This window comes from Microbulbifer regidiadema (SeqCode) (assembly GCF_052466995.1).
Genome location: NZ_CP174297.1, coordinates 4,343,105 through 4,360,112 on the forward strand (window position 1 = coordinate 4,343,105; position 17,008 = coordinate 4,360,112).

Sequence of the window (17,008 nt, forward strand, 5' to 3'; positions counted from 1 at the left end):
GTTCCTGTAGTTGGTAAGGAGAACGGATTTTGATACCTATCGTTGACCGCGCGCGCGCGGAATCTATTGCACCTATTTGGCGTATGCCATTCCGCCCGTTTTTTTGGGGGGCGGCGCTGTGGAGTATGCTTGCCCTGTTGATCTGGCAGGGGCAGCTGCTGGGCTGGCAGATGCCGGCGCTGCGCGCGGGGGTGGTCTGGCACTCCCATGAGATGTTGTTCGGCTTTGCCGCTACGGTGGTGGTGGGCTTTCTCGGCACCGCCATGCAGACCTGGACCGGTATTCCCTCGCCCAAGGGTGGCCAGCTTATGGGGCTGGTCGGTCTGTGGCTTTTGGCCCGCCTGGGCTACCTGTTGGCAGCGGTGCCTATCTGGGTGCCGGTGATTGCCGAAGTGTCCTTTTTCCTGTTTTCGGCTTTTCTGCTCGGCGCCAGGGTGTTGAGGACCAAACAGTGGCGGAATATGTTTGTGTTGCCGGCGATGCTGATGTTTGCCGCGCTATCGGCCAGTCACTGGCTGTTGCCGGCAGCGCAGAGTCGGATTGCCCTGTTGGCGCTGCTGCTGGTGACGGCCATTATTTTGGTGATCGGTGGGCGGGTTATCCCGTTCTTTACTGCGCGTCGTTTCCACGTGAGTCCAAAGGATAAGTTGCCCGCTGTGGAGTGGGGTACCCATATTGCGGTGCTGGGTTTATTGCTGTCGGTGGCGATTGGCTTGCCGAAAATAGTGTGGGCCTTTTTTGTATTTTCCCTGGGGGTTTTGCAGGTGATTCGCGTACTGCGCTGGCACCCCACTAAAATATGGGCAGAACCGATGGTGTGGTCTCTGCACGTGAGTTACTGGCTGGTTATTTTAGGCTGTTTTCTCGCGGCTTTGGCCTGGAGTCATATTGCCCCCTCCTGGCAGAGCCCGGCCCTGCACGCGTTTGCGGTTGGCGGTATCGGTGGGTTGATTTTGTCTATGACCAGCCGGGTCAGCCTCGGCCATACCGGTCGAGTACTGCAAGCGCCGCGTTGGATGCCCCTGGCGTTTGTGGCCTTGGCGCTATCGGCGCTCGCGCGCGTTTTTTGGGCGCCGGCGCCGAGCGGTTTTCTCGCGGCAATTATTGCCTGGGTAGTCGGTTACACGCTTTTCCTGCTGTATTACACCCCGGTGTTGTTCCAACCGCGCGTTGATGGCCACCCCGGCTAATGCGCTGTAGGCCGTTGGTTGCTGCGGTGGTTTTTATCCGCAGCAACTGGGGTGCGCTAATGTAAAAAGTGAGTTAATTTCAGTTTCTCGCGCAATGGCGTTGAACTGAGCGGTATTTTCCCCGTCTTTTAGTTGTTAGTGTCTTCCTTGCTGGTAGGTTTTAATTTCGGCTTCTCCCCCTGCGCCTGACCCTGACGCGCATTGGCAGCCCTTCCTTCGGTACGCGCATTGATCTTATCGGGGTTGCCGGCAAGAAGCCCTGTGGGCTCATTTTCATCGAATGGCGGAGTGGGATATTTTTCGCGGTGCTTGCGGCTAAATTCTTTCAGACGCTCTTTGATTTGCGTATCTGTAGGTTCGGATAGGTGTTTTCTACTCATCTTTAAGTTCCCGATCGGCTTTAAAGGGTGTCGGGTTTGTCCGCTTGCGGGAAGGTGGCGACTTGTGGAATCTCGTTGAGGTCCTGATCCCACTCGGCTTTGCTGGCCATAAAAATATGGGCATTGGGCTTTATCGCTATGGGGCTGTCCAGGCCGCCGGCAGGCACCGCCAGGTGTCCAAGCTCTTTATCCTCCAGCGGCAGGGCGGAGCCACACTCCCTGCAAAAACTCTTGCTGTGGCGGGTGCCGGCCAGCTTAAAAATTTTGCTGGCCTCACTACCGGCCAGCCACTTGAGCTTAGCGGTCGAGGAAAATAACGTGGCGGCGTGAGCAGAGCCGGTGTCTTTGCGACAGTAGCCGCAGTGGCAGAGAAAGAAGCCCTCAAAGTCTCCGTCGATCTCGTAGCAAACGGTGCCACAGAGGCAAGATCCTGTTTTGTTCATTAGTCCTGGATTCCTTTCCGTAGATATGGGTTTTATTGCTTATAGCTGTATTGTGCCTTCGAGGTAGGGCACCGCCTTGCCTGAGATAATGACCCTGTCTCCGGCGATAGTGCAATTTAGCAGGCCGCCGCGCGTGGAGGCTTGATAGGCAAGCAACTCTTTCTTATCCAGAATTTGTGACCAGTAGGGGGCGAGCCCGGTATGAATTGAACCGGTTACCGGGTCTTCGGCGCCGCCATTGGCTGGCCAGAAATAGCGGGAGATAAAATCGTACTTATCGGATTTTGCCGTGACGACCACATCGTAGGGGGCGAGTTTCTTTAGATTATCCGCATCCTGCTGTACATCCAGCACCTCTTGTTCGCTATCGTAGATGGCAAAGTAAGCTTGATTGTTAAGTAATACCTGAGTCGGTGTTATTGAAAGCCCCTCCAGCAATTCCGCTGGTATGCGATTTACGGCTTGCGGCTCCCTGCGCGGGAAGTCCATGGAAATAATTCCATTTTCTCCTCGGTTGATTGTCATTTTACCCACAGCGCTCGCATGGAGCTGGAGTTGCTCGCATTGAGGGTTTTGAGAAAAAAGAACATGGGCTGAAGCCAGGGTGGCATGGCCGCAAAAATCGATCTCGGTTAGCGGCGAGAACCAGCGAATCTTATAGCCGCCGTCTGGGTGCTTTACCAGAAAGGCGGTCTCAGGCAGATTGTTTTCTGTGGCGATAGACTGCATCAGTTCGGCGTCCAGCCACTCCTGGGTAATTACTACCCCGGCCGAATTTCCGTGAAAGACCCGGTCGGTAAAGGCGTTAATAAAATGAATTTTAAGTTCCACGGCAGGCTCCTGGGGTAGTTGGCGCTAAGCCCGTATTTATACCGCTAAAAAACCTCGCTTTACACCGCTATAGCGCGGGCCGAGATTGACGCTAACCTGATCTGAATCACTTGGCAGTCGGTGTGAATCACTACAGTAGCCCGTATTTGTTGTGTGCAAACCGGGGGTGAGTGATGGAGTCTGATGTCGCTATTGTGGGGGGTGGTCCCGCCGGGTTGTCCCTGGCGGTGATGCTGGCCCGCAGGGGTTGCCGGGTGGCCATTGTTGAGCGCCAGGATAAGTCGGCGCTGTCTGCGCCCGTCAACGACGGCCGCGAGATTGCCCTGACACACAAATCCTACAAGCTGCTGCAAGAACTGGGGGCCTGGCAGAGATTATCCCCGCAAGAGATTAGCCCGCTAAATGCTGCCGAGGTGGTCGACGGCAACTCCCCTTCGACGCTCCACTTTGGTCGGGGTGAGCGGGGGCCTCTGGGTTTTATTGTCTGCAACGCTGCGATCCGGCGAATCTTATATGAGACAGTATTGGAGAGCGAGAATTTAACGCTGCTCGATAACTCGACCGTTACCGGGATGACATTGAACGGTGCTGTGCGTCACCTTGAGTTGGCAGAGGGGGAGGGTGTGCGCGCTTCCCTGGTGGTTGCAGCGGATAGCCGTTTTTCTGAGGTGCGGCGCATGGCGGGCATTGGCGCCGATATGCGCGATTTTGGCCGTGTGGCGATTGTCGGCCCGGTGCGCACTGCGCTGGCCCACGGCGGCATTGCCCGCGAGTGTTTCCGCTACGGTTCGACCCTGGCGCTGCTGCCGCTGCCTCAGCCCAATGTATCATCGGCGGTTGTCACTGTCCCCGCCAGTCTTACCGCGCAGATTATGGCGATGGATAACCGTGACTTCGCCGCGCATGTGTTGCGCGAGAGTGGCTCCCAGCTCGGCAGCGTCGAGGCTTTTGGTGAGCGCCACTGCTACCCACTGGTGGCGACCTATGCGCAGTGCTTTTTCGCCGAGCGCTTTGCCCTGGTGGGAGATGCCGCTGTAGGTATGCACCCGGTCACGGCGCACGGGTTCAATTTGGGTTTGGCCGGTGCGGATACTCTGGCGCGCCAGTTGGGGGGTACTGGCCGCTTACATCAGCCGGCCAAACTGGCCCGCGCCCTGAGTCGCTACCAGCTGCTGCACCGGCTGGAGTCCAAGCCGATTTACTCCGGTACCAACCGGGTGGTGGATTTGTTTACCGACGATCGCCTGCCGGCCAAGTTGCTGCGCAAGGTGGTGTTGCGGGCCAGCGATCGCTTTGCGCCGATCCGCAAGGCGATAGTGCATCAGCTGACCCGCTAACTTATTTAGACGGGGCTGTTCTTCGTTCTTTTTATAAAGGGGTATGTGCAGGAAAGAAGAAGGTATATAGAGACGCTCGGCCAGAGGCGCTCGGCTTGCGGGATTTTCTTCTTTTTCTATACTGATCTGCGAGATGGTAGCGACGGCTTTTACCCGCCAGGTGAAAACAAATGCCAATTATGGCTTGACTCGCCGAGTCAGCCCCAATAGAATGCGCAGCCTCTTGAGTGGTTGGGCTGGTCCCGCCGCAGGAAACAAAGATCAACCAGGCTTTGTTTCTTGGAGTTGTTGCGGGGTGGAGCAGCCTGGTAGCTCGTCGGGCTCATAACCCGAAGGTCGTAGGTTCAAATCCTGCCCCCGCTACCAATTTCCCGAGGGAAAATTTGATTGCGCTTTTGTTGTTGCGGGGTGGAGCAGCCTGGTAGCTCGTCGGGCTCATAACCCGAAGGTCGTAGGTTCAAATCCTGCCCCCGCTACCAACTTGCCTTTAGGGCAAAACTTTGATTGCGCTTTCGTTGTTGCGGGGTGGAGCAGCTTGGTAGCTCGTCGGGCTCATAACCCGAAGGTCGTAGGTTCAAATCCTGCCCCCGCTACCAGATTCAGGTGCCAGTGGTATTTAGGTCGATGCCCGACGATTCGGACTCCCCTTTTACCTCTGGCGGCATAGCCGGCGAAGGTCATAGGTTAAACTCTGTCTTCGCTAGCAAATTCCGGTACCAGTGGTACTTAGGTCGATGTCCGACGGTTCGGGCTCTCCTTTTACCTCTGGCGGCATAGCCGAGCGAAGGTCATAGGTTAAACCCTATCCCCGCTACCAGATTCAGGTGCCAGTGGCGCTTAGGTCGATGCCTGACAGTTCGGGCTCCCTTTTCACCTCTGGCCGGCATGGCCGGGCGAAGGCTCCAGATTATATCTGCCCCCGCTACCAAATTTGCATCCGTGCACACTGACTGTGCGGATGTGCGGTCAAAGCCCCGTCAGGGGCTTTTTCGTATCTGCAAGAAAAGTTGCAGATATTTTTCGAAGTGGGCCGCAGGCCCATTTTTTGTATGTGGTGACGAGAATGGCGAGCAAACGCGAATTGCTGGAAGAGCTTCTGGCGCCGGTGGTGGCATCGCTGGGTTGTGAACTGTGGGGTATTGAGTACCAAACACACGGTCGCAACGCACTGCTGCGCATTTATATCGATTCCGAAAACGGTATTGCCGTAGAGGACTGCGAGAAAGTGAGCCGCCAGTCCAGTGCTGTGCTGGATGTGGAAGACCCCATCAGTAGCAAGTACACACTTGAAGTCTCTTCCCCAGGGCTCGACCGCCCTCTCTATAAACTGGCTCAGTACGAGCGCTTTATCGGCGCCCAGATTGAGGTTCGCCTGCGTATGCCTCTGGATGGGCAGCGCAAGTGGCGCGGACTGCTGGCCGGTGTAGAGGGTGATGAAGTGGTTCTGCGTGTGGATAGTGAAAACGAATACCTTTTGCCGATCGACAGTATCGAAAAAGCAAATATCATTCCCCAATTTACCAAATAACCTGTAGGAGCCTGAGCTCAGGCGATTTTGAGGCACAGTTGCATGAACAAAGAGATCTTGCTGGTAGCCGAGGCGGTATCCAACGAGAAGGGCGTTGACCAGGAGATTATTTTCCAGGCCATCGAAGCGGCATTGGCAACGGCCACGAAGAAACGCTACGACGAAGATTCAACCATTGAGGTTATCATTGATCGCCGCACCGGTGATTACGAGACTTTCCGCAGCTGGGAAGTGGTCGGCGATGAAGTCCTGGCGGAATTGGGTACCCAGTTCACTCTGGAAGAAGCTCACGAGAAAGATGCGGAGCTAAAAGCCGGTGATATTTTCCGCGAGCAGGTGGAAAATGTGGAGTTCGGCCGTATCGCCGCACAGACCGCCAAGCAGGTTATCGTACAGAAGGTACGTGAAGCCGAGCGCGCCAAGGTTGTGGACGAGTACCGCGATCGCGTAGGCGAGATGGTCAGCGGCACGGTGAAAAAAGTAACCCGCGACTTTATCGCAGTGGATCTGGGCAATAACGCCGAAGCGCGCCTGCCCCGCGATCAACTGGTTGGTCGTGAAATTTTCCGACTCGGCGATCGCGTGCGCGCAATCCTGTTGGAAATTCAGCCGGAAGCCCGCGGCCCTCAGCTGATGCTGAGCCGCTCCTGCCCGGAAATGCTTATCGAGTTGTTCCGCATTGAAGTGCCGGAAATCTCCGAGCAGGTTATTGAAATTAAAGGCGCAGCCCGCGATCCCGGTCTGCGTGCAAAAATTGCGGTAAACACCAACGACGGTCGCATCGACCCGGTGGGTGCCTGTGTGGGCATGCGCGGTGCGCGTGTTCAGGCGGTGTCCAACGAGCTGTCCGGTGAGCGCGTGGATATCGTGCTGTGGGACGAAAACCCCGCTCAGTTCGTTATCAATGCCATGGCGCCGGCGGAAATTGAGTCCATCGTCGTGGACGAAGACACCGGTTCTATGGATGTAGCCGTAGCCGAGGAAAACCTCGCTATGGCGATCGGCCGCAGCGGCCAGAACGTGCGCCTGGCCTCCGAACTGACTCAGTGGCAGATCAATGTCATGAGCAGTGCCGAGTGGCAGACTAAGCAGGAAGCTGAGTCCAGCTCCATTATGCAGGTGTTTATGGATCGCCTGGATATCGAGGAAGACGTTGCCAGTGTACTGGTGGAAGAGGGCTTTGCCTCCCTGGAAGAGGTAGCTTATGTTCCCATCGAGGAAATGCTCGCAATTGAGGGCTTCGATGAGGATATCGCTGAGGAGTTGCGCGCCCGCGCCAAGGATACCCTGTTGACTCAGGCGCTGGCTTCCGAAGAGAAGCTGGATGAATCTGAGCCCCAGGAAGATCTCTTGAATATGGACGGTATGGAGCGCCAGCTGGCCTTCCAACTGGCCAGTCGAGGGATCGCTACTATGGAAGACCTGGCGGAGCAGGCTGTTGATGATCTGTTGGATATCGATGGTCTCGACCAGGAGCGCGCTGCAGCGCTGATTATGAAAGCGCGTGAGCCCTGGTTTGCCGATGACAGCGGCGAATAAGCTTAAGCGCAGCGAAAGATAACTTACGTATAAGTAACCCCCTCCGACCAAGTGACTTTTAGGAGAGAGAATGGCCGAAGTAACAGTTAGTGAACTCGCCAAATCGGTTGGTGCCACCGAGGACCGTCTGCTCAAGCAGATGAAAGAAGCGGGTTTGCCTCACACCTCTGCCGATGCAGCGGTGTCAGACGAGGAAAAGCAGGTCTTGCTCAGCTTCCTGAAAAGCAGTCACGGGGAGCAGGGCGCTGCGCCGCGCAAGATCACCTTGAAGCGCAAAACCACAACCACGCTGAAGACCGGCTCTGGCACCGGCCGCAAGACTGTGAATGTGGAAGTGCGCAAGAAGCGCACTTATGTGAAGCGCCCTCAAGCTGAGCTTGAAACAGCGGCAGGTGACGAATCCAGCAACCCCGCACAGGACGCGGCAGTTGAAGCCCTGCAAAACGAGCAGGAAAGACTGGCAGCCGAAGCCGAGCGCGCACGCGCTGAGGCCGAGGCGGAAGCTGCACGCCTAGCGGCGGAAGAAGCGGCCAAAGCCAAAGCCGAAGCCGAGGCGAAAGCCCAGGCCGAAGCTGAGGCAAAAGCCAAAGCCGAAGCCGAGGCGAAAGCCAAGGCCGAAGCTGAAGCCAAGGCCAAAGTGAAAGCAACAACTGAAGTGAAGGCCGAGCAAAAGCCGGCTAAATCTGAGGATAAGACCGCGGAAAACGTAGTGAAAAAGGCAGAACCCGCCGCACCAATCCGCTCCAGCTACTCCGACGATATCGAGGCAATGCGTATTGCCGCGATGGAGCGTCGCAAGCAGCAAGCTGAGCAGGAAAAGCGTGAACTTGAAGAGAAAAAGGCTAAAGTAGAAGCCGATCGACGCGCAGCCCAGGAAAAGAAAGAGAAAGCTGCTCAGGCAGCCAAGGCTAAACCAGCACCGGCGAAAAGTGCTGAGAAGACCAATGAGGTCAAGCCGGCTCTGCGTCGCAAGCTGGAGGCAGCGACCACTGCCCCCGCCGAAACTGATCGCTCCGAGGACGAGCCGCGCAAGCGTCGCGGTCGCCGCTCCAAGTCCGGCCCGAAAAAATCCAGCAAGACCGCTCTGTACGAGCAGGCGCTGGAAGTATTTGAGGAAGACGAAGCATCCAAGCGCAGCACGCGCTCCCTGTCTAGTCCGACTCTGAGGGTTAAACCCACCCACGGCTTTAAAAGGCCCACGGAGAAGCAGGTGTACGAAGTACAGTTGGGCGAAACCATCACTGTTGGCGAGCTGGCCAAACAGATGAATGTGAAAGCCGGCGACCTGATCAAACGCCTGATGAAAATGGGCGAGATGGCTACCATCAACCAGAGCCTGGACCGTGAGACCGCTCAGCTGATCATCGAAGAGATGGGCCACAAGGTGGTATTCCGCTCCGAGAGCGAGCTGGAGGAAGCACTGGTTGCCGAGACTCAGGCCAGTGAAGGCGCTGAGGTTTCCCGCGCACCGGTCGTTACCGTAATGGGTCACGTCGACCACGGTAAAACCTCCCTGCTGGACTACATCCGTAAGACCAAGGTGGCTTCCGGTGAAGCCGGTGGTATTACCCAGCACATCGGTGCCTACCGCGTAAAAACCAGCCAGGGCGAGATCGCCTTCCTGGACACCCCCGGACACGCCGCCTTTACCGCGATGCGCGCCCGTGGCGCCCAGGCAACTGACGTGGTTATCCTGGTAGTGGCCGCCGACGACGGTGTGATGCCGCAGACGGAAGAAGCGGTGAACCACGCCCGCGCCGCCGGTGTACCGCTGGTTGTCGCCATCAACAAGTGCGACAAAGAAGCTGCCGATCCCGATCGCGTTAAAAACGAGCTGGCAGCGAAGGACGTTATCCCGGAAGACTGGGGCGGTGATACCCAGTTTATCAATGTGTCTGCACACACCGGTGAAGGTATCGACGAACTGCTGGAAGCTGTTTCCCTGCAAGCAGAGATGCTGGAGCTGAAGGCCAAGATCAAGGTACCGGCAACGGGTGTTGTGATCGAATCCCGCCTGGAAAAAGGTCGCGGTGTTGTGGCTACCCTGTTGGTACAAAACGGCGAGCTGAAGCGCGGCGATATCGTACTGGCGGGTCAGAGCTATGGCCGTGTGCGCGCCATGACCAACGAGCTGGGCAAGCAGGTAAAAGAAGCCGGCCCCTCAACCCCGGTTGAGCTGCTGGGTCTGGACACTACCCCCAACGCCGGTGACGAGTTCATGGTGGTTGCGGACGAGCGCAGAGCCCGTGAAGTGGCCGAGCAGCGCGGTGACAAAGAGCGTCGCGAGCGCATGCAGCGCCAGCAGGCGGCCAAGCTGGAAAACATGTTTGCCAACATGGAAGCCGGCGAGCGCAAAGTACTGCCGGTTGTGATCAAAGCGGACGTGCGCGGTTCCCTGGAAGCTATCCTGAGTGCACTAGCGGAGATCGGCAACGACGAAGTTTCTGTCAACGTTGTGTCCAGCGGTGTGGGTGGTATCGCCGAAAACGATATCAACCTGGCCCTGACCTCCGGCGCTATCGTACTGGGCTTTAACACCCGTGCCGATGTCGCAGCGCGCAAAGTGGCCGAGACGGAAAGTGTAGAGGTTCGCTACTACAGCGTGATCTACAACCTGCTCGACGAAGTGAAGCAGGCGCTGTCCGGCATGCTTGATCCGGAAATACGCGAAGAAATCGTGGGTATTGCCCAGGTTCGCGATGTGTTCCGTTCACCGAAGTTTGGCGCCATTGCCGGTTGTATGGTTACCGAAGGTACCGTCTACCGCAACAAGCCGATCCGCGTACTGCGCGACAACGTTGTAATCTACCAGGGTGAACTGGAATCCCTGCGCCGCTTCAAAGACGATGTGCAGGATGTGCGCAACGGCATGGAGTGTGGTATCGGGGTTAAGGACTACAACGACGTCAAGTCCGGCGACCAGATCGAAGTTTACGATATCGTTAAGGTTGCTCGCGAACTCTAAGGAGTTTTGCAGCGGAGCCAGGGACAAACCCGCGCGGCGATCGCCGTGCGGGTTTTCCTGTCTTTAAACCGCCATTCTCAATAGGTAAACAATGGCAAGAGAATTCCACCGCGCAGACCGCGTCGCCGACGCCATGCGCCGCGAGTTGGCCCAGCTTATTCAGAAAGAAGTACGCGACCCTCGTCTGGGCATGATTAATGTCAATGATGTAGAGGTCAGTCGTGATCTGGCCACCGCCAAGGTGTTTGTCACCCTGGTCGGTGAAGACGACCGCGAAAAAATTGATGCTTCTATGTCTGTGCTGAATAAGGCCGCAGGCTTCCTGCGTACCCAGTTGGCACGCTCCATACAAATGCGCAGTATTCCGCGCTTACACTTTCGCTACGATGAAACCTCCGTACGCGGACAGGCACTTTCCGCGCTGATTGATAAGGCGATAAGTTCTGATCGTAAGCACCAGGACGACGATAGCGACTCCAACGAAGATTAATCCATGGGCCGCAGACCAAAATGGGGCCGGCCGGTTCACGGCGTGCTGTTATTGAACAAGCCCGCCGGGATTACCGCCAACGACGCCCTGCAAAAAGCCAAACGACTCTTTTTCGCCAATCGCGCCGGTCATACCGGAGCGCTGGACCCCCTGGCAACCGGTGTACTGCCGATCTGTTTCGGTGAGGCGACCAAGTTCTCCCAGTACCTGCTCGATGCGGACAAGCGCTACCGCAGTACTTTTGTTTTCGGCATGACCACAGCCAGCGGCGACGCCGACGGCGATGTGCTGGAAACCAAAGACGCTTCCGCTTTGAGCGAAGAAGCCGTGCTGAAAGCGATGGAAGCCTTTCGCGGTCGCATCAAACAGGTGCCGTCCATGTACTCGGCCCTCAAGCACAAGGGGCAGCCGCTGTATAAGCTGGCGCGCCAGGGCTTGGAAGTGGAGCGCGAGGCGCGGGAAGTAGAGATTTTTGAATTCGAGCTACTGAGCTTTACCCCGGGCGCCCAGCCCCGTGCAGAAGTTGAGGTTCACTGCTCCAAGGGCACTTATATCCGCAGCATTGCCGAAGACCTGGGCCAGGCCCTGGGTGTCGGCGCCTATGTGGAAGAGCTGCATCGCAGCGCCGCCGGCCCCTACAACGAGGCCGACTCAGTGACCCTGGACGAGCTTACCGAAGAGCGCGGTGAGGGAATGGCGGAAGCGCTGGACCACCACCTGCTATCGGTGGACTCCCCCGCGTCCTCACTGCCCAAGCTCACCCTCCCGGATGACTCCGGTTACTATGTGCGCCAGGGGCAGCCGGTAATGGATTTGCAGGTCTACCGTATCGGTGCAGAAGGTGATATGGTGCGCCTCTTCCTGGAAAATGGCGATTTTCTGGGCGTAGGAGAAATTACTGACGACGGGTGCGTAGCACCTCGGCGTCTGGTAAGTGGTACTTAAGCAGAAAACGCTATATTGGTGAGAGCCGCTGGCGCTTGATGTGAGAGTATCGCAATAGTGAGTAGCTGGTCTGTAAATATGCACGGGCCAGCCGAATCTTTTAAAGCATATTACGACGAGGTTATTCGTTATGGCACTGTCTGCAGTAGAAAAAGCAGCAATCCTGAAAGAGCACGGCCAATCTGAAGGCGACACCGGTTCCCCGGAAGTCCAGGTAGCCCTGCTGACCGCCAACATCAACAAACTGCAGGGTCACTTCTCTGCGCACAAGCAGGATCACCACTCTCGCCGTGGTCTGATCCGCATGGTAAACCAGCGTCGCAAGCTGCTGGACTACCTGAAGCGCAAGGATCTGAACCGTTACGCACAGCTGATCGCTAAGCTCGGCCTGCGTCGCTAAGACCCTGGAATGCCCGCCTCTGGCGGGCATTCTTTTTTAATGCTTGTGGAAAAGTGGCGCTGTTGTCACTTTTCCGCAGTTTCGCAGCACAGCCCAGGGCAAACACCCGGCGGCTGTGTTGCGTCTGCACCGGCCACCCGGGTCGGTAGCGGTACATCCCCGTATCGCTCTGGGTTGAAGGTTTGGAACCTCTGCCCAGGCAACCACTGTAGGGGTTACTGGAATGGGCCAGTAACCGTAAGGAAATAGGAAAAAAACTAGTGAATCCAGTAAGCAAAACTTTCCAATACGGACAACACCAAGTCACCATCGAGACTGGCCGCATCGCGCGTCAAGCCACTGGTGCCGCCCTGGTTACCATGGGTGAGACCGTTGTTCTGTGTACTGTTGTCGGCGCCAAAGAAGCCAAGCCAGATCAGGACTTCTTCCCGCTGTCCGTGCACTATCAAGAAAAAGCCTACGCGGCTGGCAAAATTCCCGGTGGCTTCTTCAAGCGCGAAGGCCGCCCGTCTGAAAAAGAAACCCTGACTTCCCGTCTGATCGATCGCCCGATCCGTCCATTGTTCCCTAAAGGCTTCATGAATGAAGTTCAGGTAATGATTACGGTGCTGTCCGCAGAGAAGGACGTGGATCCGGATATTGCCGGTATGATCGGTACTTCCGCAGCATTGTCTGTATCCGGTATCCCATTTGGTGGCCCGATCGGCGCTGCTCGTGTGGGCTATACCCAGCAGGACGGCTACCTGTTGAACCCGAACTACAGCGTGCTGGCCGGCTCAGAGCTGGACATGGTGGTTGCGGGTACTAAAGATGCGGTGCTGATGGTTGAATCCGAAGCGAAAGAGCTGCCGGAAGATATCATGTTGGGTGCGGTACTGTTTGCCCACCAGGAAATGCAGGCTGTTGTTAAAGTCTGTGAAGAACTGAAAGCAGAAGCTGGTAAGCCTACTTGGGACTGGCAGCCGGAAGCCGAAAAGACCGAGCTAAAATCTGCGCTGGAAGGCCAGTTTGGTGGCAAGGTTGCCGAAGCATACCGCATCACCGACAAGCAGCAGCGTACTGCTCGCCTGAGCGAGCTGCGCAGCGAAGCGGTCGAAGCCCTGGCTTCTGAGGAAGTTGAAGCTGGCGATGTAAATAGCTATTTCGGTAAGCTGGAAAAGAAAACCGTTCGTGGCGCCGTAGTGCGTGGCGAGCCGCGCATCGATGGTCGCGATACCAAGACTGTGCGCCCGATCAATGTAGAAGCTGGTGTCTTGCCAAAAGGCCACGGTTCTGCGCTGTTCACCCGTGGTGAAACCCAGGCTCTGGTCGTTGCTACTCTGGGTGCTACCCGCGATGCACAGATCATTGATGCCCTGGAAGGTGAACGTAAAGACTACTTTATGCTGCACTACAACTTCCCTCCCTACTCTGTAGGTGAAGCAGGTCGTGTCGGTGCTACCGGTCGTCGTGAAATTGGCCATGGCCGCCTCGCCCGTCGTGGTATTGCTGCCGTTCTGCCAGACCCCGAGAGCTTCCCCTACACAGTGCGTGTGGTTTCCGAGATTACTGAATCCAACGGTTCCAGCTCTATGGCCTCCGTGTGTGGTTCCAGCCTGGCGCTGATGGATGCGGGTGTTCCGCTGAAGGCACCGGTAGCTGGTATCGCTATGGGTCTGGTGAAGGAAGACGAAGGCTATGCGGTTCTGACCGATATCCTCGGCGACGAAGACCACCTCGGCGATATGGACTTCAAAGTAGCGGGTACCGCCTCCGGTGTGACCGCGCTGCAGATGGACATCAAGATCGAAGGTATTACCGAAGAGATCATGGAAACTGCTCTGGAGCAGGCTCTGCAAGCGCGTCTTCATATCCTCGTGGAAATGAACAAGCTGATCGGTGAATCGCGTACCAGCGTGAATGAAAACGCACCGCGTTTCGCAACCCTGAAGATCCATCCGGACAAGATTCGCGATGTGATCGGCAAGGGTGGCGCGACTATTCGTTCTATCACTGAAGAGACCGGTGCTTCCATCGATATCGAAGATGACGGCAGCATCAAAGTCTTCGGTGAAGACGGTGAGAGCCTGGAAGCGGCGGTAACCCGCATCGAGGAGATCACTGCGGAAGCTGAGATCGGCGCTATCTACGAGGGCACCGTGGTGCGTATCGTGGACTTCGGTGCGTTTGTTAACTTCCTGCCGGGCAAAGACGGTCTGGTGCATATCTCGCAGATCGCTGAAGAGCGCGTCAATGCGGTAACCGACTACCTGAGCGAAGGTGAGAAGGTTAAGGTCAAGGTGCTCGACGTTGACCAGCGTGGACGTATCAAGCTTTCTATCAAGGAAGCCAAGGCCGATGCCGCTGCTGCGGAAGAAGCCAAGCAAGGTTCCGGCGAAGCTTAAGTCGCCGAACTGAAAAAACCCGGCTTTTAAGCCGGGTTTTTTTATGCCCGCACCACTATGGCATGGTCGCTTGTTGCCAGTTTTCGATTAGAATTCTGCAAAAAAAGGGACAAAACAGTGGATAGCTTGTGGCCGATCGATATTCTCCTCTCCCTCGCCGCACTGCTGATCGCCAATCAGTACTGGCGCCTTGGCAATACCCGCTACTTATCTGCCGCACTACTGGTGATGGCGGGGCTTTTATTGATCGCTGTCTGTGCGTTGGTCGGCGCCTATCGCTACGGTATCGATCCCGGCGTAACCCAGCTGCACCGAGCCCTGCTGCAATTGTCCGGGTTTAGCTCGCTGCTGCTAATTGGAATAGGATTGGTTTGGGCGCGTTTCGGGATAGGTCTTGGACAGAGTACCCGGGGACCCGCCTATGCAGTCCTGGTGCTGGTATTGGCTTCGTCTATTGGCATCTCGGAAAGTGGCAGCTTGTCGCCGCAAGAGGTGACAGAGGTATTTTCTGCCCTGGGGCTTCTGCTGTGGCTGGGGGTCGCCATGATGGAGCTGATGTCGCCGCGACGCCTGTCGCCACCGGGGCCCCTGTTGCTGGGGGCCGGCGCTGTTGTTATTGCGATGGATGGTTTGTTTGTGGGTACCGGCGCTCCCCGGGTATTGGGGTTGGCGCGCACAAATTGGTTTCACCTGCTGCTGGGACTTTCGCTATTTTCGCTGTTAGCGGCCCGGCCACTGTTCGAACGGGATAAGTGTTTACATGAGTAACGTAATTACTGAACTGCGCGGGGGCTGCCACTGCGGTGCCGTTCGCTACCGGGCGCGGCATGAGCGCAAAGCGGGGCAGAAACTGATCGCCCACGCGTGCAACTGCTCCATGTGTGAGAAAGTGGGTTTCCTGCACGTTATTATTCCCGCAGCTAACTTTACGCTGGAGTCGGGGGAGGGCGAGCTGGAGTGTTACACCTTTAATAGCGGGGTGGCCAAGCACTTGTTTTGTCGCCACTGCGGGGTGAAATCATTTTATGTGCCGCGCTCCAACCCGGATGGCTACAGTCTGAATGCGCGCTGTTTTGACGAGAGACCGGGGGACTTACAGGTAGAACCTTTCGACGGTCAAAACTGGGAGCAGAATGCCGCTGAGCTGGCCCATCTGAGCAAGTAAGCTGCACAGCTGCGGCGCTTGGAGAAGGCTGCCCCTTTCGATCCCCGGCGAAAGAGGCGGCGTCGCTCGCTTAGTGCTTAACCCAGGAGAAGTCTACAAATACTGGATCGTGGTCGCTCAACCCGCTGTAGGCTGAAGAGCTGATATAGTAATTGCTGACATCCAGTGTGTAATTGGGGTTGTTGTTAATAACAACGACATGATCGGTAGTGTCCTGAAGTTCATCGGCGCAGGCCTCCAGGCTGGTATCGCTGCCAGACAGCATATACTGGCAGGCGTGCTGGCCGCCGACCCGGGCAAAAAAGGCCTTCCAGGCCTGGTAATTGGCACCGCGCCAGTCATTGTCATTTTCGTCAAATGCCATATTGAAATCGCCGGCCAAAATAACCGTGGCATCGTTCGAGTGGGCGGCAATCATATCGGCTATTTGATCCAACTGTTTGGCCTTGGCATTCAGGTCATCGTCCTCGCGCCCCGCATCCATATGGGTGTTGTAGACATGCACGTGGAAGTTTTTCGTGACTTCGATTTTTGCCACGGTAAAGCCTTTTTCCGTATCGCAATCGTTGCCGGCACAATTATTAAAAGTTTCCTCCTCATAGGTGGCAAAGGAGTAATCGTTGTTGTCGCGGTCTTCCCGGTCGAATGGAAACTTGGAGAAAGTCAGCAGGCCGTTACCAAAACTGGTGCTGCCGCCCTTCCAGTGCTTGGAGCGATAGGGAACGGTATCGTTATCGAGCTTGTCGTCGTCGTCCAAATAATTGGCTTTGGTTTTATTCCACACCTCCTGCATCAGCCAGAGGTCTTTGGGGTTGTTGTCAAATGTGTCAATGATCTGTTTAAAATCAGATGTGCTATTGCCGCCAATACACTCTAAAAAGCCATCCATGTTGTAGACGATCATGTCAAAGTTGCCGGAGTTGGCATCGGGAAATTCGCTGTCACCGTAGTCGTAGCCATCGAGATCCTTTGAGCCGGTGTCATCGACGTCGCCAATAAATTCAAACCAGTTACACGAGGTTATAGCATCCCATATGTCCTCAAAATCTACTGCGGCAGCAGAGTGGCTAAATAGTAGGGTGAGGGAAATTAATAGTCTTTTTATCACTGTTATTCTCCAGACTTGTTATCGCTGATTATTTTGTGGTGGGCGAAAAACGATTTTTTATTCGCGGGACCTCTTTGTTTCGCCGGTGGGGATGATGGATAGCGTAGGTTACAAATCGGAGTAAGGCAGGTTTATTTTATTTTATTTATTTGTAAAAAAGCCGCAGATTATTTTTCTTCACCAAAACATAATAAAAAACACAAAAATTGTATATTTCCCGGTGAGCAATAAATGGTTTTTTAGTCGGGTTAAGTGGGCTGGGGAAATATTACTCAGCGTGGCCTAAAGAGCGCAGCAAAATTG

Annotated in this window: 15 protein-coding genes and 3 tRNA genes; 14 read left to right on the forward strand and 4 right to left on the reverse strand. The window is 55.9% G+C overall.

The features are described from left to right. The first annotated feature begins 29 nt into the window (after positions 1 to 29). Complete coding sequence (locus ACJJIK_RS18990) at positions 30 to 1,190, forward strand: NnrS family protein (protein ID WP_444943572.1); 1,161 nt, start codon at positions 30 to 32, stop codon at positions 1,188 to 1,190. 128 nt (positions 1,191 to 1,318) lie between these two features. Here ACJJIK_RS18990 and ACJJIK_RS18995 read toward each other — a convergent pair whose 3' ends face one another. From ACJJIK_RS18995 to ACJJIK_RS19005, 3 genes are read right to left on the reverse strand one after another with little or no spacing between them, the layout of a single operon-like run. Beyond that, the gene (locus tag ACJJIK_RS18995) at positions 1,319 to 1,570 is read right to left on the reverse strand and encodes a hypothetical protein (protein WP_444943573.1); all 252 of its coding nucleotides are present in this window, start codon (positions 1,568 to 1,570) and stop codon (positions 1,319 to 1,321) included. Positions 1,571 to 1,590: 20 nt separating this feature from the next. Continuing rightward, the gene (locus tag ACJJIK_RS19000) at positions 1,591 to 2,013 is read right to left on the reverse strand and encodes a GFA family protein (RefSeq protein WP_444943574.1); all 423 of its coding nucleotides are present in this window, start codon (positions 2,011 to 2,013) and stop codon (positions 1,591 to 1,593) included. A 39-nt stretch (positions 2,014 to 2,052) separates the two neighbouring features. After that, a complete protein-coding gene (locus ACJJIK_RS19005) occupies positions 2,053 to 2,844 on the reverse strand; it encodes a PhzF family phenazine biosynthesis protein (RefSeq protein ID WP_444943575.1) in 792 nt (263 codons plus the stop codon). A 173-nt stretch (positions 2,845 to 3,017) separates the two neighbouring features. Between ACJJIK_RS19005 and ubiM the strand changes: the two genes are divergently transcribed. The 13 genes from ubiM (at position 3,018) to ACJJIK_RS19070 (ending at position 15,597) form a co-directional block, all read left to right on the forward strand. After that, the gene (gene ubiM, locus ACJJIK_RS19010; protein ID WP_444943576.1) at positions 3,018 to 4,181 is read left to right on the forward strand and encodes a 5-demethoxyubiquinol-8 5-hydroxylase UbiM; all 1,164 of its coding nucleotides are present in this window, start codon (positions 3,018 to 3,020) and stop codon (positions 4,179 to 4,181) included. A gap of 289 nt (positions 4,182 to 4,470) precedes the next feature. Further along, a tRNA-Met gene (locus tag ACJJIK_RS19015) sits at positions 4,471 to 4,547 on the forward strand. A gap of 36 nt (positions 4,548 to 4,583) precedes the next feature. Beyond that, positions 4,584 to 4,660 (forward strand) — tRNA-Met (locus tag ACJJIK_RS19020). Between the two features lie 40 nt (positions 4,661 to 4,700). Beyond that, positions 4,701 to 4,777 (forward strand) — tRNA-Met (locus ACJJIK_RS19025). Between the two features lie 467 nt (positions 4,778 to 5,244). Next, complete coding sequence (rimP, locus tag ACJJIK_RS19030) at positions 5,245 to 5,709, forward strand: ribosome maturation factor RimP (RefSeq protein WP_444929816.1); 465 nt, start codon at positions 5,245 to 5,247, stop codon at positions 5,707 to 5,709. A 42-nt stretch (positions 5,710 to 5,751) separates the two neighbouring features. Then, positions 5,752 to 7,248 carry a transcription termination factor NusA gene (gene nusA, locus ACJJIK_RS19035; RefSeq protein ID WP_444943577.1) on the forward strand — a complete coding sequence of 499 codons (1,497 nt, stop codon included), beginning with the start codon at positions 5,752 to 5,754 and terminating at the stop codon, positions 7,246 to 7,248. A 70-nt stretch (positions 7,249 to 7,318) separates the two neighbouring features. Next, positions 7,319 to 10,213 carry a translation initiation factor IF-2 gene (gene infB, locus ACJJIK_RS19040; protein WP_444929818.1) on the forward strand — a complete coding sequence of 965 codons (2,895 nt, stop codon included), beginning with the start codon at positions 7,319 to 7,321 and terminating at the stop codon, positions 10,211 to 10,213. Positions 10,214 to 10,304: 91 nt separating this feature from the next. Then, complete coding sequence (gene rbfA / locus ACJJIK_RS19045) at positions 10,305 to 10,703, forward strand: 30S ribosome-binding factor RbfA (protein WP_444929819.1); 399 nt, start codon at positions 10,305 to 10,307, stop codon at positions 10,701 to 10,703. A 3-nt stretch (positions 10,704 to 10,706) separates the two neighbouring features. Further along, entirely contained in the window at positions 10,707 to 11,648 is a 942-nt protein-coding gene (gene truB, locus ACJJIK_RS19050) for a tRNA pseudouridine(55) synthase TruB (protein WP_444929820.1), read from the forward strand. Between the two features lie 130 nt (positions 11,649 to 11,778). Further along, positions 11,779 to 12,048: a 30S ribosomal protein S15 gene (rpsO, locus tag ACJJIK_RS19055; protein ID WP_252083174.1), complete on the forward strand. Its 270-nt coding sequence runs from the start codon at positions 11,779 to 11,781 to the stop codon at positions 12,046 to 12,048. Between the two features lie 260 nt (positions 12,049 to 12,308). Next, positions 12,309 to 14,432 (forward strand): polyribonucleotide nucleotidyltransferase, encoded by a 2,124-nt coding sequence (gene pnp / locus ACJJIK_RS19060; protein ID WP_444929821.1) that lies wholly within the window; start codon positions 12,309 to 12,311, stop codon positions 14,430 to 14,432. Positions 14,433 to 14,549: 117 nt separating this feature from the next. Continuing rightward, the gene (locus tag ACJJIK_RS19065; protein ID WP_444943578.1) at positions 14,550 to 15,200 is read left to right on the forward strand and encodes a hypothetical protein; all 651 of its coding nucleotides are present in this window, start codon (positions 14,550 to 14,552) and stop codon (positions 15,198 to 15,200) included. After that, positions 15,193 to 15,597: a GFA family protein gene (locus tag ACJJIK_RS19070; protein ID WP_444943579.1), complete on the forward strand. Its 405-nt coding sequence runs from the start codon at positions 15,193 to 15,195 to the stop codon at positions 15,595 to 15,597. Before ACJJIK_RS19065 ends, ACJJIK_RS19070 begins: the two co-directional genes overlap by 8 nt. A 70-nt stretch (positions 15,598 to 15,667) precedes the next feature. Here ACJJIK_RS19070 and ACJJIK_RS19075 read toward each other — a convergent pair whose 3' ends face one another. Continuing rightward, entirely contained in the window at positions 15,668 to 16,705 is a 1,038-nt protein-coding gene (locus tag ACJJIK_RS19075) for an endonuclease/exonuclease/phosphatase family protein (RefSeq protein WP_444943580.1), read from the reverse strand. Between the last annotated feature and the right edge of the window lie 303 nt (positions 16,706 to 17,008).